This window comes from Microbacterium sp. (assembly GCF_052102115.1).
Taxonomy (GTDB): domain Bacteria; phylum Actinomycetota; class Actinomycetes; order Actinomycetales; family Microbacteriaceae; genus Microbacterium.
Window position 1 is genome coordinate 1 of sequence record NZ_JBQDVP010000010.1, and the last position, 19,761, is coordinate 19,761.

Annotated in this window: 16 protein-coding genes; 4 read left to right on the top strand and 12 right to left on the bottom strand. The window is 67.8% G+C overall.

Annotation, left to right across the window (positions count from 1 at the left end):
- Window positions 1-47: 47 nt before the first annotated feature.
- The 6 genes from ACTICP_RS05060 to ACTICP_RS05085 form a co-directional block, all read right to left on the bottom strand.
- Window positions 48-2,291 (bottom strand): glycoside hydrolase family 3 N-terminal domain-containing protein, encoded by a 2,244-nt coding sequence (locus tag ACTICP_RS05060; protein ID WP_441890142.1) that lies wholly within the window; start codon window positions 2,289-2,291, stop codon window positions 48-50.
- Entirely contained in the window at window positions 2,284-3,198 is a 915-nt protein-coding gene (locus ACTICP_RS05065; RefSeq protein WP_441890258.1) for an ABC transporter permease, read from the bottom strand. The genes ACTICP_RS05060 and ACTICP_RS05065 overlap by 8 nt, the downstream gene beginning before the upstream one ends.
- Before the next feature lie 129 nt (window positions 3,199-3,327).
- Window positions 3,328-4,419: an ABC transporter permease gene (locus ACTICP_RS05070; RefSeq protein WP_441890143.1), complete on the bottom strand. Its 1,092-nt coding sequence runs from the start codon at window positions 4,417-4,419 to the stop codon at window positions 3,328-3,330.
- Window positions 4,416-5,234 carry an ABC transporter ATP-binding protein gene (locus ACTICP_RS05075; protein ID WP_441890145.1) on the bottom strand — a complete coding sequence of 273 codons (819 nt, stop codon included), beginning with the start codon at window positions 5,232-5,234 and terminating at the stop codon, window positions 4,416-4,418. The genes ACTICP_RS05070 and ACTICP_RS05075 overlap by 4 nt, the downstream gene beginning before the upstream one ends.
- A complete protein-coding gene (locus tag ACTICP_RS05080) occupies window positions 5,231-6,055 on the bottom strand; it encodes an ABC transporter ATP-binding protein (RefSeq protein WP_441890147.1) in 825 nt (274 codons plus the stop codon). The genes ACTICP_RS05075 and ACTICP_RS05080 overlap by 4 nt, the downstream gene beginning before the upstream one ends.
- Before the next feature lie 201 nt (window positions 6,056-6,256).
- Window positions 6,257-7,924, bottom strand: a complete 1,668-nt coding sequence (locus tag ACTICP_RS05085) for an ABC transporter substrate-binding protein (protein ID WP_441890149.1) — start codon at window positions 7,922-7,924, stop codon at window positions 6,257-6,259.
- Window positions 7,925-8,048: 124 nt separating this feature from the next.
- On the opposite strand from ACTICP_RS05085, the gene ACTICP_RS05090 reads away from it, so the two are divergent.
- Both ACTICP_RS05090 and ACTICP_RS05095 read left to right on the top strand, forming a co-directional pair.
- The gene (locus ACTICP_RS05090) at window positions 8,049-8,732 is read left to right on the top strand and encodes a TetR/AcrR family transcriptional regulator (protein ID WP_441890260.1); all 684 of its coding nucleotides are present in this window, start codon (window positions 8,049-8,051) and stop codon (window positions 8,730-8,732) included.
- Between the two features lie 26 nt (window positions 8,733-8,758).
- Window positions 8,759-9,973: an amidohydrolase gene (locus ACTICP_RS05095; RefSeq protein WP_441890151.1), complete on the top strand. Its 1,215-nt coding sequence runs from the start codon at window positions 8,759-8,761 to the stop codon at window positions 9,971-9,973.
- Between the two features lie 30 nt (window positions 9,974-10,003).
- Here the strand turns inward: ACTICP_RS05095 and ACTICP_RS05100 are convergent, their stop codons facing one another.
- Together ACTICP_RS05100 and ACTICP_RS05105 are read right to left on the bottom strand one after the other, a co-directional pair.
- Complete coding sequence (locus ACTICP_RS05100) at window positions 10,004-11,575, bottom strand: molybdopterin-dependent oxidoreductase (RefSeq protein WP_441890153.1); 1,572 nt, start codon at window positions 11,573-11,575, stop codon at window positions 10,004-10,006.
- Window positions 11,576-11,651: 76 nt separating this feature from the next.
- Window positions 11,652-12,350 (bottom strand): GTP pyrophosphokinase, encoded by a 699-nt coding sequence (locus ACTICP_RS05105; RefSeq protein ID WP_441890155.1) that lies wholly within the window; start codon window positions 12,348-12,350, stop codon window positions 11,652-11,654.
- 93 nt (window positions 12,351-12,443) lie between these two features.
- Between ACTICP_RS05105 and ACTICP_RS05110 the strand changes: the two genes are divergently transcribed.
- Both ACTICP_RS05110 and ACTICP_RS05115 read left to right on the top strand, forming a co-directional pair.
- Complete coding sequence (locus ACTICP_RS05110) at window positions 12,444-13,025, top strand: GNAT family N-acetyltransferase (RefSeq protein WP_441890157.1); 582 nt, start codon at window positions 12,444-12,446, stop codon at window positions 13,023-13,025.
- Between the two features lie 65 nt (window positions 13,026-13,090).
- On the top strand, window positions 13,091-13,762 hold the full coding sequence (locus ACTICP_RS05115; protein ID WP_441890159.1) for a response regulator: 672 nt from the start codon (window positions 13,091-13,093) through the stop codon (window positions 13,760-13,762).
- A 5-nt stretch (window positions 13,763-13,767) separates the two neighbouring features.
- Here the strand turns inward: ACTICP_RS05115 and ACTICP_RS05120 are convergent, their stop codons facing one another.
- From ACTICP_RS05120 to ACTICP_RS05135, 4 genes are all read right to left on the bottom strand, one after another.
- Window positions 13,768-16,614, bottom strand: coding sequence for an ATP-binding protein (locus tag ACTICP_RS05120; protein WP_441890161.1), 2,847 nt, complete (start codon window positions 16,612-16,614; stop codon window positions 13,768-13,770).
- A gap of 56 nt (window positions 16,615-16,670) precedes the next feature.
- Window positions 16,671-16,919, bottom strand: coding sequence for a hypothetical protein (locus ACTICP_RS05125; protein WP_441890163.1), 249 nt, complete (start codon window positions 16,917-16,919; stop codon window positions 16,671-16,673).
- Window positions 16,920-17,019: 100 nt separating this feature from the next.
- Window positions 17,020-18,552: a sodium/proline symporter PutP gene (gene putP / locus ACTICP_RS05130; RefSeq protein WP_441890165.1), complete on the bottom strand. Its 1,533-nt coding sequence runs from the start codon at window positions 18,550-18,552 to the stop codon at window positions 17,020-17,022.
- A 98-nt stretch (window positions 18,553-18,650) separates the two neighbouring features.
- Window positions 18,651-19,706 (bottom strand): DUF998 domain-containing protein, encoded by a 1,056-nt coding sequence (locus ACTICP_RS05135; RefSeq protein ID WP_441890166.1) that lies wholly within the window; start codon window positions 19,704-19,706, stop codon window positions 18,651-18,653.
- Between the last annotated feature and the right edge of the window lie 55 nt (window positions 19,707-19,761).

The following is a 19,761-nucleotide window of genomic DNA, read 5'->3' on the forward strand; positions in this document are numbered from 1 at the left end:
GTTGAGCGAGCGGAGCGAGTCGAAGCGTCACTCCCCCACGCGCGACCTCAGCCGACGGTGAACCCAGCGGCCAGCAGCATCTCGTCCCGCGAACTCGGTCCCACCAGCAGTTCGAACTCGCCCGGCTCGACGACGCGGGTACCGCCGGCATCCACGATCGTGCACGCGGCGACCGGCAGCTCGATGCGCACGCGCACCGACTCCCCCGGCTCCAGCGCTACCTGCCGGTACGTCTTCAGCTCGCGGTCGGCCCAGCTGACGCTGGTGACGGCGTCGCGCACGTACACCTGCACCGTCTCGATCGTCGGCCGTTCGCCGATGTTCGTCACGGTCACGTGCGCCGTGATCGTATCGGATGCTGCGAGCGCAGCCTCCTCGATCACGAGGTCGTCGTACGCGACGGTCGTGTACGAGCGCCCCTCGCCGAAGGCCCATACCGGCGACTGGGTGAGATCGGCATAGCGATCGCCGTGCTGACCGCGGATCTGGTTGTAATACGTCGGCTGCTGACCGGCATGCCGCGCGAAGGAGATCGGCAGGCGTCCGGTCGGCTCGATCGCACCGGTGATGAGCTCGGCGATCGCCCGCCCGCCCTGCATACCCGGGTTCGCCACCCACAGCAAGGCTGCGGCGCGGGAGACGGATGCCGGCAGCACCAGCGGCTTCGACGCCGTCAGCACGACGACCACGGGCGTCCCGGTCTCGACCAGTGCGTCGAGCAGCTCGATCTGCCCGCCGAGGAGCTCGAGCGTCGCCGTCGACCGGCCCTCGCCGTAGAGGCCGCGTGCGTCACCGACGACGGCGACCACGGCATCCGCCCCCTCAGCCGCGGCGACGGCTTCGGCGATCCGCGCCGCATCGGCGGGGATGGCCTTCACCACCGGTGGGCGGGGCTGCCCGTCCGGCCAGGTGGCGCCGGCGGGGTCGGGTTCGAGCTCGAGGATCTCGGCACCCCGGGCGTGCACGACCTCCCACGGGGCGATCTCGCGCAGCCCGTCGAGCACGGTCGTGATCATCTCGCGCGGCTGTCCGTCGAGCCAGCCGGCCTGGCCGGATCCACCCGCCCAGTCGCCGAGCTGCTCCTGGTCATCGTCGGCGAGCGGGCCGACGACGGCGATGCGCTTCGTCGCGGCCGGCGCGAGCGGCAGCAGCCCGTCATTCTCCAGCAGCACGAGCGAGCGCCGCGCGACCTCGAGGTTCAGCTCCGCGTGCGCGGCCGTACCGACGATCGCATCGAGGTCATCGCGGGGCGTCCGCGGGTCTTCGAACAGACCCAGCTCGAACTTCAACGTGAGGATCCGCTCGACGGCGGCATCGAACGCGTCGGAGGCGAGCAGGCCCTGGGCGACGGCATCCAGAGCGCCCTCGAAGAAGGTCGGCGTCGTCATGATCATGTCGTTGCCGGCCTTCACTGCGGCAGCGGCAGCGTGCATGACGTCGGGCTGCACGTGCTGCTCCCAGACCATCCGTCCGACGTTGTCCCAGTCGGTGATGAGCGTGCCGGTGTAGCCCCACTCGCCGCGCAGCACGTCGCTGAGCAGCCACTCGTTGAGGGTGATCGGCACGCCGTCGGTGGTCTGGTACCCGAGCATGAACGAGCGGCACCCCTCGCGGGCGACGCGCTCGAACGGCGGCAGGAACCACGAGATGAGCTTTCGTCGCGAGATGTCGGCCTCTGAGGCGTCTCGCCCGCCCTGCGTCTCGGAGTATCCGGCGAAGTGCTTGGCCGTGGCGAGAATCGCGCTCGGGTCGTCGAGCCCCTCGCCCTGGTAGCCGCGCACCATCGCGCTGGCGAGCTCGCCGATGAGGTGCGGGTCTTCGCCGAACGTCTCGTTCACGCGGCCCCAGCGCAGGTCGCGCGCGATGCAGAGCACCGGAGAGAACGTCCAGTGGATGCCGGTCGCCGCCACCTCGACGGCGGTCGCACGGGCGACCTTCTCGACGAGGCCGGCATCCCAGGATGCCGCCATACCGAGCTGCGTCGGATAGATCGTGCCGCCGGGCCAGAAGGAGTGGCCGTGGATGCAGTCCTCGCCGACGATCAGCGGGATCTGCAGGCGCGTCTGCAGCGTCAGCTCACGCGCGGCGACAATGCGCTCGGGGGACGTGTGCAGGATCGACCCGGCCATTCGGCGCAGCACGTGGTCGTCGAGATCGTCCCGGGCATCGAGTTGCAGCATCTGCCCGACCTTCTCCTCGAGCGTCATGCGCCCGAGCAGGTCGGCGACGCGTTCGGCGATCGAGAGGGCGGGGTCCCGGTAGGGATGCAGGTCGGCGAGCGTTTCAGTCATTTCCAGAATTCTTGAGATCGGAGCGGACGGCCGTCACGGCGTCATTGACGTCGAGGCCCTTCTTCTTCATGGCGCGGGCCCGCTCGCCGGCAGAGCGCAGGCGCGGGTTGACGTACTCGTCGATGCCGAAGTTGATCAGCGACAGGGCCACGCCGATCGCGGCGATGCAGAGCCCAGGGGGCAGGTACCACCACCACTGGTTCTGCCCGAACGCCCCCTGGGCCGAGGCCCAGTTGAGGATCGTGCCCCAGTTGTAGGTGGTCACGGGGATCACGCCGATGTACGACAGGGTCGTGAGCCCCAGGATCGCGGCGGTCACCGTGCCGACGAAGCTCGCGGCGATCAGTGCCATGAGGTTCGGCAGCATCTCGACCGTGATGATCCGGCTCAGCGGTTCGCCGTTCGCGCGCGCGGCCTGAATGAAGTCACGGTTGCGCAGGGACATGGTCTGGGCGCGCAGCACGCGGGCTCCCCACGCCCACCCGGTGATGCCGAGAACGGCGGCGATGAGCACGAGCGGGGGCTCTTCGAACATCGCCGCGACGATGATGATCAGCGGCAGGCCGGGGATCACGAGGAACACGTTGGTCAGCGCCGAGAGCGCCTCGCTCTTCCACCCGGACAGGTATCCGGCGATCACGCCGACCGTGATGGCGATCAGAGTGGCGATGATCGCGGCGAGGAAGCCGACGACGATGACGCCGCGGGTGCCGTGGATGACCTGGCTCAGCACGTCTTCGCCGATGTGCGTCGTGCCGAGCCAGTGCTCGGCCGACGGCGGCTGCAGACGGGCGTCGTTGTCGACCAGGGTCGGCGAGTACGGCGCGATCACGTCGGCGAAGATCGCGACGAGCACGAAGAATCCGAGGATCGCGAGCCCGGCGATCGACTTGCCGTTGCGGAACATCGCGAAAGCTCCGGCGACCTTCGCCCAGAAACTCTTGTCCTGATCGTGCCCGCCCGGGCCGCTGGTGCGCAGCAGCAGCGTCTCGGGGGTGCTGGCGCTCCGGCGGCGCGGGGTGGTCGTCGTCATTGCTCAGGCCTCCGTTTGGCGCGTGCGCGGGTCGAGGAATGCGTAGGCGACGTCGGCGAAGATGTTCGCGACAAGCACCGACAGCGTGATGACGAGGAAGACACCCTGCATCAGCGCGTAGTCCTTGGCGTTGGTGGCATCCAGCAGCAGCTTGCCGACGCCGGGGTAGCTGAAGACCATCTCCATGACGATCGTGCCGCCGACGATGAAGCCGATCGACAGCGCGAAGCTCTGGATCTGCGGCAGCACAGCGTTGCGGGCCGCGTACCCCCAGAGCACGCGCCGGTTTGGCATGCCCTTGGCCTGCGCGACGGTGATGTAGTCCTCATCGAGCACCGTGAGCATCATGTTGCGCATTCCCAGCATCCATCCGCCGAGCGAAGCGATGACGATCGTCACGAGCGGAAGCGCGCCGTGATGGATCACCTGGCCGATGAACTCGAGGTTCCACCCCGGCGCCATGCCGACGCCGTACGCCTTGCCGATCGGGAACCAGCCGAGGTTGACCGAGAACACCGCGATGGCGAGCAGCCCCAGCCAGAAGTACGGGATGGTGCTGAGGAACGTCGTGATCGGGATGAACGCGTCGAGACTGCTGCCCCGACGCCAGCCGATGAACGCGCCGCCGATCGTGCCGATCGCGAACGACACGAGAGTCGCCAGTCCCACCAGGCCGATCGTCCACGGCAGCGCCTGCGCGATCACCTCGGTGACCGGACGCAGACCGTGCAGCAGCGAGACGCCGAGGTCACCGTGCAGCAGGAGCCCCCAGTAGTCGAGGTACTGCTGCCACAGGCTCTTGTCGGTGTCGAGGCCGAGCAGAGCACGCAGGGCGTCGGCGGCCTCGGGCGAAACGTTGCGGTTGCGCGCCAGATACTGCGTGACCGCGTCGCCCTTCATCAGGCGGGGCAGGAAGAAGTTGATCGTCAGCGCCGCCCACAGCGTGAACAGGTAGAAGGCCGCACGTCCGCCGAGGAAGCGCCACGGCACGCGCGAGCGACGGGCTCCCGCCTTCGTCGCTGTCGTACCCGCCTCGACGGCGTCGGTCGCCGGCCGCGGCTCGGTCTGCGGGAGCTGGGGTTCGACCGCGGTCATCGCTCGTCTCCTGCCGTGATCGACGGGCCGCCGGCTGCGGCGAAGTGCCGCTCCGGATCGGGGGATGCTGCGCGCAGCTCCTGCGTGTAGGGATCCTGCGGCCGGAGGATCACGTCGTCGGCCGTTCCGTGCTCGACGATGCGGCCCTGGTTGAGCACGATGATCTCGTCGCTGAAGTGCCGGGCGGTCGCCAGGTCATGGGTGATGTAGAGCACGCCGAGCCCTTCTTCGCGCTGCAGGTCGGCGAGCAGGTTCAGCACGCCGAGGCGGATCGAGACGTCGAGCATCGAGACCGGCTCGTCGGCGACGAGGATCTGGGGTCGGGATGCCAGGGCCCGGGCGATCGCGATGCGCTGGCGCTGCCCGCCGGAGAGCTCGTGCGGGCGCCGGTCGATCACGGCATCCGGATCGAGGCGCACCCGTTGGAGCAGACGGCGCACCTCGTCTTCGACCTCGTTCTTCGGCACCACGTCGTCGAGCTCGAGCGGACGCTCGAGGTGGTACCGGATCGAGTGGTACGGGTTGAGCGAGGCGAACGGGTCCTGGAAGACCATCCGCAGCTTTTGCCGGTAGGCGCGCAGACCGCGTCCGCGGCGCGGGATCGGTGTGCCATCGAGCAGCACCTCGCCGCTGGTGGGGGTCTCGAGCTGGGTGAGGATCTTCGCGATCGTCGACTTGCCGCTGCCGGACTGGCCGACCAGGCCGATCGTCCGACCTGACTCGATCGTGAAATTGAGATCGTCGAGGGCCTTGAGCTGGCCGGCGCCTCGAACGTTGTAGACCTTGGTGACGTGGCGGACTTCGAGGGTGCTCATCGCACCACCACCCCCTTCTCGCCGGTGAGGCGCGGGAACGCCGACAGCAGCGTCTTCGTGTACTCGTCCTGCGGGTCGCGCCAGATCTGCTCGGCGCTCTGGAGCTCGACGATCTCGCCGTCGCGCATGATCGCGATGCGGTCGCTGATCTCGAGCAGCAGCGGCAGGTCGTGGGTGATGAAGATGACCGAGAAACCGAACTCCGATCGCAACTGCGAGATCTGGCGCAGGATCTCGCGCTGCACGAGCACGTCCAGCGCCGTGGTCGGCTCGTCCATGACCATGAGCTGCGGGCGGAGAGCCAGAGCCATGGCGATCATGACGCGCTGCCGCATGCCACCGGAGAGCTCGTGCGGGAACGACCGGGCGCGCTGCGCGCCGACCTTGACGATCTCGAGCAGCTCGTCGACCGCATCCCGGCGCTGCCGGCGGTTCATGCCTGGTCGGTGCACCTCGAAGACGTCCTCGAGCTGCGACCCGATCGTCGCCACGGGGTTGAGCGCGTTCATCGCCCCCTGGAAGACCATCGAGATCCGGTCCCAGCGGAACCGGCGCATCTGCTCGGCGTCGAGGCCGTTCACGTCGATGTCGCCACCGTCGGCATCGTGGAAGAGCACCGATCCGCTCGTGATGACGGCGGGTGCCTTGAGCAGGCGCTGGATGCCGTAGGCGAGGGTGGTCTTGCCGCAGCCGGACTCGCCAGCGAGACCGAGGATCTCGCCGCGCTGCAGTTCGAGCGTGACGTTCTTCACCGCCGCCACGGGCGGGTCGACGTCGTAGACGACCGAGAAGTCGCGGACGGACAGCAGGGGGTCTGTCATGAGGTTCCTTGTCTGGGGCGGTGGGGGAAGGCTTCGACTCGCCTTCGGCTCGCTCAACCCGTTTCGTCTCGCTCCGCTCGCTCAACGACCGAGTGGGAGTTCCTTGCGGGTCGTTGAGCGGAGGCCGAAGGCTGCAGACGAAACGCGTTGAGCGAGGCGCGGAGCGACGAGTCGAAACGTCCCTCCGCTCCCCGCTTCCGCTTACTTCGTCTCGAGCGCCGTCAGGATCTGGACGATCCCCGGCTGGGTCGGGTCGGCAGACGCGTACTGGTCTTCCTCGCTCGGCCAGCCGACGTAGCTGCGGGTGTTGAACTCGCCCAGCAGCGGGTGCGCGCCCAGCGGAATCGCCGGTATCTCTTCGGCGAACGCCTTCTGCATCACGGCCGAAGCGGCCGCACGCTCCTCATCGGTGGAGGCATTGGCGTACGTGTTCAGTGCCTCGGTGACAGCGGGGTCGTCGAAGCGGCCGAAGTTGTACTGCGCCTTGTCGTCGACGATCCACTTGGGGTCCATGGTCGAGGTGTACAGGCCGTACACGTTGCCGGTGTCCTCGAGCCAGTGGATGATCGCCTGGAAGGTGCCCTCCTGGCGTGCGGCATCCCAGCCGCCCCAGTCGGGCTGGTCGACCTTGACCTCGATGCCGAGGGCCTCGTCGAGCTCTTCGGCCATGAGCGCCTGCTCAGTGTTCCAGTCGCTCCAACCGGCGGGCACCGAGACGGAGAACGACACGGCTTCGCCATCCGGGTCGATGAGCTTGTCGCTCTCCCAGGTGTAGCCGGCGTCCGTGAGGATCTCCTTGGCGTGCTCGATGTCGACCGAGTAGTTCTCGCCCTGGTATTCGGGGGCGATCTCGTCCTCGAGCAGGGTGCCGAGGCCGGTGACGTTCCAGACCGGGTCGCTCGCACCTTCGCGGGCGATGTCGACGTACGCCTGACGGTCGATGGTCCAGGCGAGGGCTTCGCGCAGCGCCGGGTCGTTGAACGGCTTGGTCTGCAGGTTCATGAACAGCGTGCCGGCGCCGGCCGTGGGCGAGACGAGGAACTGGTTGTCGGGGTCGACCGACAGGTAGCTCTCCTCGATCTGAGGAAGGAACGCCTGGGCCCAGTCGGCTTCACCCGACGCCAGGGCCGTCGTGAGGGCGGCGTTGTCGCCGTACGAGACGTAGTGCAGTTCGGGAACGGCGAGGTCGCCGCCCCAGTAGTCCTCGTTCGCGGCCAAGGTGACCGACTCGGTGGTCCAGTTATCGAGCACGTAGGGCCCGGTGCCGACGGCCAGTCCTTCACCGGTGAGCGGGTCGGTGTTGGGGTCCTCGATGTTCTCCCAGATGTGCTGGGGGACGATCGGGGTGTGCAGCACGCGGGACTGCGCGGTGAACTTCGAGTCGGCGAACTTCAGGGTCACGGTGTCGCCGTCGACGGTCGCGCCCTCGTAGTTCAGGCCCTGCGAGTCGGCGAGCTTGCCGCTCAGGTACTGATCGAACGTGAAGACGATGTCGTCGGCGGTGAAGTCCTCGCCGTCGCTCCACTTCACACCGCTGCGCGGGACGACGGTGAGCTCGGTGTAGTCGTCGTTCCACTCGACCGATTCGGCCAGCCACGGCGTCGTGCCGAGGTCACCGGTCGGGTTCACGAGCGCGAGCGGCTCGAAGATGACCTTCGCGTAGCCGTACTTGGATGCCGATGAGTCTCCGAGATACGGGTTGTGGGACTCGGTGGTGATCGCCCCGTCGGGCTTGGCGATCGTGAGGGCGGCGCCGGTGCCGCCGGAATCGCCGTCGTCTGTGCTGCCGGATGATGAGCATCCGGCGAGCGCACCGACACTGAGGGCGGTGATCGCACCGACGGCGATCAGAGATCTGCTGAGCTTCATTGCTTCTCCTTGGACACGGTCTTCGTGTGGGGGGCGGGAGTGCCTGGACGTGCTTTGCTTACTCGCGAGAAAGTAAACTGCAGTGAGATTACCTACAAGTCAGTAAGCTTTGCAAGTGAGAGACATCAGACCGTTGCTTTCGCCAGGAAAGGAGGATGCCGTGGTCGCTGATTCGCAGAGTACGACGCGCACGCGTCCGGCGACGCGTCAGAAGCGCACCGAGATCCTCAAGGCAGCCGTCGACATCTTCGGCACCAAGGGCTCCGCCAACGGCACGCTCGCCGATGTCGCCGAACAGGTCGGCATGACGCACGCCGGAATCCTGCACCACTTCGGCTCGAAGCAGAACCTGCTGCTGGAGATGCTGGCGTACCGTGACCAGGCCGATGTCCAGGACCTCGATGAGAAGCACATCCCGGGCGGACCGGAGCTGTTCCTGCATCTCGTGCGCACCGCGTTCGTGAACGCCCAGCGCCCCGGCATCGTGCAGGCCTACACCGTGCTATCGGCCGAGTCGATCACCGACGACCACCCCGCTCGCGCGTTCTTCGAGGAGCGCTACACGACCCTGCGGCGCGAGATCACCGAGGCGTTCGGCGAGCTGTGCGCGCAGGAGGGCGTGACCGACACTGGCGCGGTGGCCGCAGCATCCGCCGCGATCCTGGCGGTCATGGATGGTCTGCAGTTGCAGTGGCTGCTGCACCCGGGCGTCGTCGAGCTGGGCGAGACGACCGCGTTCGCGATCCGGGCGATCGTGACGGCCGTACTGAACCCAGGGCCCGAGCTGTCGAGCTACGCCCGCGGTTGAGACGGAGACGGGAATAGGCTCGGGCCATGAGCATCGACCTCGAAGCGCTGTACACCGATCTGCACCGGCATCCCGAGCTGTCCTTCCAGGAGACGCGCACCGCCGGGATCGCCGCCGCACACCTGCGCGATCTCGGGCTCGAGATCGAAGAGGGCGTCGGCATCACCGGCGTCGTCGGGGTGCTGCGCAATGGTGACGGACCGGTCGTCTGGGCGCGCGCCGACATGGATGCCCTGCCCGTCGAAGAGGCCACCGGCCTGCCGTACGCGAGCACGGCGACGGGCATCGATCCGGCCGGTAACACCGTGCCGATCATGCACGCTTGTGGCCACGACATGCACGTCACGGCGATGATCGGCGCCGTGGAGCGCCTGGTCGCGGCACGGGACGAATGGGCGGGAACGCTCGTCGTGCTGATCCAGCCGGCCGAGGAATACGGCGCGGGGTCTCGGGCGATGCTGGATGCCGGCATCCTCGACCGCTACCCGAAACCGGATGTCGTCCTCGGCCAGCACGTCACTCCCCTGCCCGCTGGCGTTGTGGGCATGCGCCCTGGCCCGCAGATGGCGGCAGCCGATGGAATCACGGTCACCCTGCGCGGCCGCGGCGGCCACGGGTCCCGCCCGCACACCACGATCGACCCCGTCGTGATGGCGGCGGCGACGGTGATGCGCCTGCAGACCATCGCCTCGCGCGAAGTCGATCCGCGCGGGGTCGGCGTCGTCACGGTCGGGTCGATCCACGCCGGCACGAAGAACAACATCATCTCGTCGGAGGCCACGCTCGAGCTCAGCCTGCGCTATCCCGATGACGCGGCGCGCGAGCGGATACTCGCAAGCGTCGAGCGGATCGTGCGCGCGGAGGCTGCGGCATCCGGCGCGGAACGCGAACCCGAGTTCCGCACCGCGCACCGCCTGCCGCCGACGATCAACGATCCGGATGCCACGGCACGCGTCTCCGCGGCCATCGACCGCGCACTCGGCGCAGGCACCGTGATGGACCCCGGGTTCTTCACCGGCAGCGAGGATGTCTCCTGGTTCGCACGCGACTCGGGCGCGCCGCTGGTGTTCTGGTTCTGGGGCGTCATCGACGCGGATGCGTACGCCGCAGCCCTCGCAGACGGCACGGTCTCCGATGTGATCCCGACCACACACTCTGCCCTGTTCGCCCCGGTGATCCACCCCGGCATCGAGATCGGCGTGGCCTCGATGACCGCGGCGGTGCGCGAGTTCTTGGGCTGAGCTCTCCGATCCGGCCGTTGGATGACCGCGTCAGTTGACGCGGATGAGCGAGCGCTGCCACCCGGATGAGCCGTTCGGCGCGATCGGCGCGCGCTCCTCGAGTTGGAGGTCGCCGTTCTTGTTGACCGCACGGACAGCGACGTAGTGCGTTCCGGGGGTGGCATCCCAGTCCATGAACCACTGCACCCAGGTGTCCTCGTTGATCGGGTTCGACAACGTGGCCGGAACCCAGTCCCCGTCGTCGATCTGCACCTCGACCCGGTCGATTCCGACGGTCTGCGCCCACGCGACCCCGGCGATCGGAACGCGGCCGGCATCGATCGCCGCGCCGATCTTGGGCGTGTCCACCCTCGACGCGAACTTGATCGGCGCTTCAGCGCTGTATCCGCGCGGAGTCCAATAGGCCTCGTCGTCGGCGAAGGTCGTGACCTTGAGCTCGGTGAGCCATTTGGTCGCCGACACGTAGCCGTAGAGGCCCGGCACGACCATCCGCACGGGGAAACCGTGTTCAAGCGGCAGCGGCTCGCCGTTCATGGCGACCGCGAGGATCGCATCGAGTCCGTCGTCGGTCAGCGCAGACAGCGGCGTGCTCGCGGTGTACCCGTCGACGCTGGTCGAGAGCACCATATCGGCGCCCGATTGCGGCCCGGCCTGGGCGAGCACGTCTCGCAGCGGCACACCGAGCCACATCGCGTTGCCTACGAGCTCGCCACCGACCTCGTTCGAGACGCAGGTCAGGGTGATCGCGTACTCGTCCAGCCCCATGTCGAGGATGTCCTGGAAGCTCAGTTCGACCCGCTGATCGACCATGCCGTCGATCACCAGGCGCCAGGTCTCGGGATCGATCGTCGGCACCGTGAGCGCCGTATCGACACGATAGAAGTCCTTGTTCGGCGTGAACAGTTCGCTGAGGCCCGGGATGTCGAGCTCTGCGCCGTCGGGCACCGCGACCTTCGTGCGCGCGGACGGGAGCTTGAGGGCACTGCGGATGGACTCGACCGAGGTGACGGCGGCGCTCACGGTGCGCGAAGCGATGCCGACAATGATGGCGGATGCCCCGGCGAACCCCGCGAGCAGGAAGAACCGGCGCCGGTCGACCCCTGTGCGCGCTTCCTCGATGTCGGTGTGCTCATCCGCCACCGCAGACGCACGCCACCCTCGCAGGCGACGGCAGAGGAGCACGATGATGAGGGAGCCGGCGAGCGCGCCGAGCACCGGAGGGACGAAGCCCAGTGGCGTGACGTCGGCGCGGGTCACGACCGCCGCTGTCGACAGCGCGCCCGCGATGAGCAGGGCGATGACGCCCAGGGGAGCGCGTACGAACTGCAGGATTCCCGCGATCGCCGACGCGATGAACACGGCCAACCCGAGACCCGCCAGCAGAGCGATCTTGTCGTACTCGCCGAACGTCGCGATGGCGAACTCCTTGAACGGCTGCGGCACGACGTCGATCACGAACCCGCCCACGGCGAGCACCGGGCCTGCCGAACGCGCGAAGATCAACGCGAAAAGCTCGGCCGTTGCGAGGAAGACCGCGCCGGAGATCACGCCCGCGAGCGCGGCCCAAAGGATGAATCGCCTTGCCTTGTCGCGTCTGGCCACAGTCGTCTCCCGTTACCGATGAAGGTGCTTTCTCACGTTGTTCGGAGACGAGACGCAATCGGATGTGATGTCGGCGTCAGACCTGCACGACACGGGGAGGAGGCGGGGGCGGGAGTTCGCGCTGCGGCACGCCGTGGGCCTCGCGGTGCAGGCGCTCCATACGGGCGTCGAGCTCGCTCGCGGCCGCGGCGGCATCCGTCAGGCTCTCCACGAGGTGCGACGGCACCTGGTTCGAGAACTTGTAGTAGATCTTGTGCTCGAGGCTCGCCCAGAAGTCCATCGCGATGGTGCGGAACTGCACCTCGACCGGCACCAGCAGCGGCCCTGTCGAGAGGAAGACGGGCACGTCGATGATGGCGTGCAGACTCTTGTACCCGTTCGGCTTCGGTTTCGCGATGTAGTCCTTGACGATGCGCACGGTGATGTCGTCCTGCCGGGTGAGCAGATCGAACAGCCGGTACACATCGGCCACGAAACTGCAGGTCACCCGAACACCGGCGATATCCGTGATCTCTTCGCGGATTCGATCGAAGTCAGGATCATCGATGCCCCGGCGGGCGATCTTCTCGACGATGCTGTCCGGGGTCTTGAGGCGGCTCTTCACATGCTCGATCGGGTTGTACGCGTGATCGTGCGTGAACTCGTCGCGCAGGATCGAGATCTTCGTCTCGACCTCTCGCATCCCGAATTCGTACTCCCGGAGGAAGCGCTGGAACTCGTCGCGGAGCTCGCGGGTCTGGCGGATGGTGTCCTCGGTGACCTCGATGGTCGTCATGGTTTCGACGTTACGCGTTCGTGATCGGTGTGGGCTGTGCGTTCGTCATGAGCGGACGGAACGCACGCGAAGCACTCCTCTTAGAATCGGACGATGAGCATCCCGCAGCGACGCGACCCCTGGCCCGTCCGCACCGAGCGGCTCGAGATCCGCCCGGTCACCACCGACGACTTCGCCGCGGTGTGGGGGTACCGCCGCCTGCCAGAGGTGAACCGGTGGCTGGGTCCTGCTCCGCAGACGCGCGAGGCGTTCGACGAGCTGTATCTGGACCCCGAGCGCCTCGCGACCACGCTGATCGTCAGGCGCCTCGCGGACGGCCAGGTCATCGGGGACGTCATGCTGAAGATCGGGGATGCCTGGGCGCAGCGCGAAGTCGCCGAGCGAGCGCGCGGCACCGAAGCAGAGCTCGGCTGGACGCTCGCTCCGCCCTACATGGGCCAGGGGTACGCGATTGAAGCGGTGCGGGCGGTGATCGACGTGTGCTTCGGAGCATTGGGGCTGCGCCGCGTGCACGCCGGATGCTTTGCCGACAACGAGCCGTCCTGGCGATTGATGGAGCGGCTCGGGATGCGCCGCGAGGAGTTCAGTCGCAAGACGGCGCTGCACCGCTCCGGCGAGTGGCTGGACGGCATGAACTACGGCCTGCTCGCGGAGGAATGGCCAGGCCGTGTGTAAGCAACCCGTATGGGTGCCGGGCGAAAGCGTAGGGATTCCGTGAGGATGCCGCAGGAGGACACCGGATGAAGCTCCTCATCGCCGACGATGACCCGCAGCTCGTGCGTGCGCTGCGCATCACGCTCGGCGCGCACGGCTACGAGGTCGTTGCGGCAGCGGACGGCGCCGCCGCGATCTCGGTTGCGGCGCAGGCCCGCCCCGACCTGATCCTGCTCGATCTGGGGATGCCTCGGCTCGACGGCATCCAGGTGATCCAGGCGCTGCGCGGCTGGACGGATGCGCCGATCATCGTCGTGTCAGGACGCACCGGCTCGGCAGACAAAGTGGAGGCGCTGGATGCTGGCGCCGACGATTTCGTCACCAAGCCGTTCCAGATCGATGAGCTTCTGGCGCGCCTGCGCGCGCTGGCCCGTCGCACGCAGGGTACGACCGCGGAGGCGACCGTCGTCTTCGGCGACGCCGTCGTCGACCTGGCCACGAAGACAGTGACCCGAGGCGGCCATCGCGTACATCTGACGCCGACAGAGTGGCGGATGCTGGAGCACCTCGCCCGCCACCCCGGAGCGCTCGTCACCCGGCAGGACCTGCTGAAGCAGATCTGGGGCAGCGACCAGGTGTCCGACTCGGGCTATCTGCGGCTGTACATGTCACAGCTGCGCAAGAAGCTCGAAGCCGAGCCCGCTGCCCCGGAGCATCTGCTGACCGAGTCCGGGATGGGGTACCGGCTGGTGCCCTGACCCTCTCACCGCCGTGCGACCACCATCGCGGCCTCGGTGCGGGTGGCGACGCCGAGTTTGCGCAGGATCGCTGACACGTGCACGCTCGCGGTCTTCGCGCTGATGAACAGCCGCTCGCCGATCTGCTTGTTGCTGAGGCCCTCGGCGACCAGGTCGACCACCTGCCGTTCGCGCGCCGTGAGCTCGAGAGCGTCTGCCGCACCGGCCTGCGAAACCAGCCCGCTCGCCCGCCCGAAGGCCGCGATGCTGTTCTGCAGCGGCACGTGCCCGATCGTCGCCGCGGTGGCCGCGGCATCGGCCAGCACCGTCTGCGCCTCGGAGCGCTGTCCGTCTGCGACCAACTGGCGCGCGAGCTCGAGCCGTGTGATGCCCCGCATGACGGCGGGCACGTCGTCGCCGTTCGCGAGGGTCACGGCCACGCGGAGGGCGGGGATCGAGGGGTCGAGCAGCGCATCGAGCATCGCGGCCCAATCGTCGTCGCGCACTGTCGCGGGGATCTCACCCCAGAGTGCGCGGATCGCCGCGACGGCGGCGTCGACATCATCGCCCGATGCGCGCACTTCGGCGACGACCCAGCCCGATTCGAGCAGCAGCCGATACGCGTGCAGCAGCACGAAGCCCTCGTCTTGCGTCATTGCGACGATGGTGTTCAGCGCATCGACCCAGTGCCCATGGGCGACGTCGAGGGCGATCTCGTTCTCGACGATTCGGTACCAGGCCTGGCGTTCGAGCTCAGCGGCGCGGTGCAGGGCCGGCATCCACTCCTCGCGCATGCACTCGACCTCATCGACCTTGCCCTGCCAGGCGAGCACCCGGAGGCGGGTCAGCACAACGTACTGGTCGTTGAGCACCTGCGGCCGCCCGATCGGCACGGCGGCCAGCCGGGAAGTCGCCTCGTCGATATCGCCGAGCGTGAGCAGCGGTTCGACCATGTTCTGCACCATGGCCCTGCCGGAGGCACGCTCGACGCCCAGCTCTCTCGCGCGCTCGATCCCGGCCTCAGCCACGCGGGACGCCTCACGGTGCCTGCCGAGCAGCGCGAGCATGTCGGAGTAGTTGACGTGGTAGCGCAGCTCGGGGCCGCCGCTGCTGCGCGGGGCGAACCGCGCAGCCTCTCGGAAGTCGGCGAAGGCCTCGTCGAGCTGCCCCAGATAGGTTCGGCACGTGCCGCGGAGGTTGTGGGCGACCGAGATCTCACGCGGATCGTCGATACGGGACGCGATCTCGAGTGCCTGCGTCGCCGTGATGATCGCCTCGGGCAGCATCGAGGCGAGCATGTACTTGCCGGCCAGGCCGTTGAGGAGCGTCGCATGCAACTGGTCATCGTCCACAGCACGATCGACGATCTCGAGCGCTTCGAGGAACAGCTCCATCGCCCCAGGCAGCCCGAGGTTCGAGAGGAAGAACCCCCGGTCACGCAGCAGACGGGCGTGATCGGCGGGGTCTGTGCTCTCGCCGACCTCGGCCAGGGCACGTTCGGCAACCACGAGAGCCCGCTCCGCCTCACCCGCATTACGCAGGATCGAGCCGATATGCCGCATCAGACGCACATGCGACAGGCCGGCGATCGTCTCGGCATCCGGCACCTGCTCCCACAGCTCCAGCGCCAGCTCTCCGAACCGCGCCGCCGACGCGAACGCGAACCGGGACTTGGCCTCCTGCATCGCGCCGACCGACGCGACGAGCGCCCGATCGGGCACCTGGGCGAGATGCCAGTGGTGTGCGAGCGACGACAGGTCGCACGAGTCGATCGCTGTCGCCTTCGCCTCGAGCGCCTCGGCGTACGCCCGATGCAGCCGCGCGCGCTCACCGGGCAGCAGGTCGTCGTGCACGGCCTCGCGGAGCAGGTTGTGCCGGAACGTGTATTCATCGTCGTGCACGGACAGGATGCCGAGGTGCGATGCCGCGCGGATCGCTGCATCTAGTCGGTCGTCGGGCAGGCCGGCGAGCCGGGTGAGCATCGTGTGCGGCAGCAGGCCGTCGGTACCCGACATCACGCGAACGATGTGGCGGCCATCGTCATCGAGCTGGTCGAACCGGACCAGCAGCATGTCGCGCAGCGATTCGGGCAGCGGACCAGACGCGCAGCACGACACCTCTTCGATGAAGAACGGCACGCCTTCGGCACGATCCATCAGGCGATCCAGCGACGTCTCGCTGAGGTCGCCGTCGTGCAGCTGGCTGACAAGCTGCCGGGTGGCATCGCGATCGAGACGCTCGAGGGCGAGGCGCTCGAGGATCCGCGCGCGCGTGGTTTCGGCGATGAAGCGGCTCACCGCGTCGCCGCGGCGGACGTCGTCGCTGCGGCATGTGATCAGTAGCAGCACGCGCCCTTCTTGCAGGGTGCGCAGCAGGTAGGTGAGCATGACGAGCGTGGAGTCGTCGACCCAGTGCAGGTCTTCGACGACGATTACCTGCGGTGCGGTGTCGGCTGCCGCCTCGATCAGGGCCGCGACGGCATCGTGAAGCGCGTCGGGGCTGGTGCGCTCGCGTTCTGCCACACCCTCGCCGAGTTCGGGCACGAGCATGCGCAGCGCCTCGGCGCCGACGCCGACCGCGGCTTTCGCTTCAGCAAGACCGAGCCGCTCGACCATCGAGCGCAGGATGCTCGTGAGCGGGCCGTATGCGGAGCGCGCGGAACCAAGGTCGAAGCAGCGGCCGATATGGATGTCGGCCGCGCCAGCGACCTCGCCCGGGAACTCCCGCAGCAGGCGGGACTTGCCGATGCCCGCCTCGCCCTCGACGAGCACGGCCGACGGTTGCCCGCCGCCTGCCCGATCGAAGGCTCGCCGCAGTTCGGCGAGGTCGGCATCGCGACCCACCATCTCTGTGCTGATCGTCGGAACGGTCACCACTTCATGGTGCCACTGACCACGGACATTCGGGCCGGAGACTGCGGCGAAGGCACTCACCGCGCGTGCGCGGGGCGCGCGGTGACGTCGGCGGCACCGCGTGGGGTTTCAGATGCGATGGCGGATGCCGCGGCATCCGATCCTCCGCCCCTGAACCAACCGCGCACCCGGCGCGCGAACGACCCCTCGTGGCGCACGACCCGCTCGGGGTTCTCGGCGATGATGCGCCGCAGTTCGTTGGCGCGATCGATGCGCTCCTGCTCGACGACGAAAGCGTTGTAGATGTAGGACGGGTGCGCGTACATGGTGTGAACTCCTCTGGTGATCTGAGTCCACACTCCGCTCTAAGGCACCCCCGGAACATCGGGCAGATGCCTTATCTTCGGCATCCGCCCGATGCGGCGCCTACGGCGTCATACGATCGGTGCGCGCCCCGCGTCCGACGCCGTTGACCGTCAGCAGGGTTCCGGTGTCGGTGAACTCCTGCAGAATCTCGTTCTGCCGCTCGGATCCGTCGCGGTGGGTGAGCAGGCTCACGACGACCGCGACGATCATCGCGCAGACGAAACCGGGCAGCAGTTCGTACAGCTCCGGCCAGACCGCCTTGAACAGGAAGACACTGGCCGCGCCGACGAACATTCCGGCCAGTGCGCCCCAGTTCGTCAGCTTGCGCCAGAACAGGCTGAGCAAGATGATCGGGCCGAATGCTGCGCCGAACCCGGCCCAGGCGAACGAGACCAGTCCGAGGATGGTGTCGTTCGGTACGAGCGCGAGCAGTGCGGCGAGGATTCCGACGACGAGCACGGTCAGCCGTCCGAGCAGCACCAGCAGCTTCGGCGACGGATCCTTCTTGACCACCTTGAACAGGTCTTCCACGAGGGCGGATGAGGCGACGATCAGCTGACTGGAGATCGTGCTCATGATCGCCGCGAGGACCGCCGCGAGCACGAGACCCGCGACGAAGGGATGCAGCAGCGTCTGGGACATCACGAGCACCACTGTCTCGGAGTTGGTCAGGTCGATGCCCTGGTGCGCCATGTAGGCGATGCCGACGAGGCCCGAGAACACGGCGCCGATCAGCGAGATGATCATCCACGTCATGCCGATGCGGCGGGCGGCCTTCGCCTCTCCCGGATTGCGCAGCGCCATGAATCGCACGATGATGTGGGGCTGTCCGAAGTAGCCGAGGCCCCAGGCGAGACCCGAGATGATCGTCAGCACGACTCCGCCGGTCAATGCCGTGCCGCCGAGGAGCGACAGGTGGTTCGGAGCGAGATCGTCGATGGCAGCCCCCATCTCGCCGAAGCCCCCGATCGCGATCACGGCGGAGACCGGGACGACGATCAGGGCGATGAGCATCATCACCCCCTGCACGACGTCGGTGAACGAGGCGCCGAGGAACCCGCCGAACATCGTATACAGCAGCGTGACACCGGCGACCAGCAGCATGCCCAGCAGGTAGTCCGAGTTGAACGAGCTCTCGAAGAAGAACCCGCCGGCGACCATGCCGCTGGAGATGTACAGCGTGAAGAACACCAGGATCACGACGCCGGCGAGGACCCGCAGCAGCCGCGACGAGTCACGCAGTCGGTTCTCGAAGAAGCTCGGAACGGTGATCGAGTTGCGCGAGACCTGTGTGTAGGCGCGCAGGCGCGGCGCGACGAGCAGCCAGTTCAGGTAGGCGCCGATGGTGAGGCCGACGGCGATCCACGCTTCGATGAGCCCGGAGAGGTAGATCGCGCCGGGAAGACCCATGACGAGCCAGCCCGACATGTCTGATGCTCCGGCGCTCAGGGCCGCGACCCATGGCGGCAGATTGCGCCCGCCGAGCATGTAGTCCTCGTGATCCGTCGTGCGACGGAACGCGAGGAACCCGATGAAGATCATCGCCGCGAAGTACAGCCCCAGTGCGATGAAGATGAATATCTGATCGGACATCGTCGTCCTTTCGTTGCTGATCGGTGCAGATCGGTGCAGATCGTTCCCCCGATACTGACAGGCCCGGATGCCGGTGACCAGCCCCGATCCGCATACCGCTACCGGCGAAGCAGCGATCCTCGCGCCGACGGGCGGGTAGTGGCCGGTGTGAGCACCGCGAGGATGCGCACCAGCGTCGTGAGCCAGAGCAGCCCGAGTCCGATCACGATCACCTCGAGGACCGTGAGCGAATAGAGATGGAAACCGTCGGCGAGCACGAAGGCGACCACCAGCAGCAGTGCTGTTCCGACCGTCGTCTGCACGAGCGTGGTCGGCGGCCCCGGGATGGCCATCGTCGTCACCACCGCGGCGGCGACGAAGAGCACGAGGGTGGAAACGGAGGCGATGTTGTGCAGCACGAGGATCCGCTCGAGCGGGAACAGTCCGACGCCTGCGAGGGCGAGGCCGGTGGCCGCCCAGAGCACCACGACCCAGGCGATCCGGCCGAGGTCCTCGTCGCCGCGGATGCGGTGCAGGTCGCGACCGATGTACGAGCCGACGGTCGCGGCCAGGATGCCGGCGACGACGAGCGTTCCGTTGAACGCCCAGGCTCCCGCGCCGATGCCGAGCTGCGAGAAGTTGTGCTCCCACCACCGTGGGTCGGCGGCGGTGAGCATTGCGAAGAGCGTGCCGATGATGAGGTAGCCGAACATGAGGTTCGCGAGATCCGTCGTGCGCAGGCCGATGCCGGAATCGAACGCGAGACGTCCGCCGATGGCGCTGGCGACTCCGGTGATGATCCCTCCGCCGACCGATGGCAGTTCAAGCCCCTGCAGCCCGACGCCGAGCACTTCGCCGGCCAGCAGCACCCCGAGGGCGGTGACGCCGGCGAACGCGATCGTCAGCGCGACGGCGGAGAGGGACGAGATGACGACCTGCCAGCGTGGCATCGACGCGTGGTCGCCCCGGCGAAACAGCCGGGTGCTGACCACGAAGGATGCCGCGGCGATCACCCCCGCGATAATCGCGGCCGGGATTCCGACAGACCCGTCGCCAGCGACCGGGCGCGCGTTGCCCCACAGCACGGCGGTGCCGATGCCCGCGCCGAGGAGGAAGCAGATCGCGGTGGCCCAGATCGCCCGAGTCTCCTGCAGCATCCTCTGCTCCTGATCCATGACTCCATCGAACCACGCCCCACCGACACGTTCAGGTCGCAACTCCTGCCGTTAT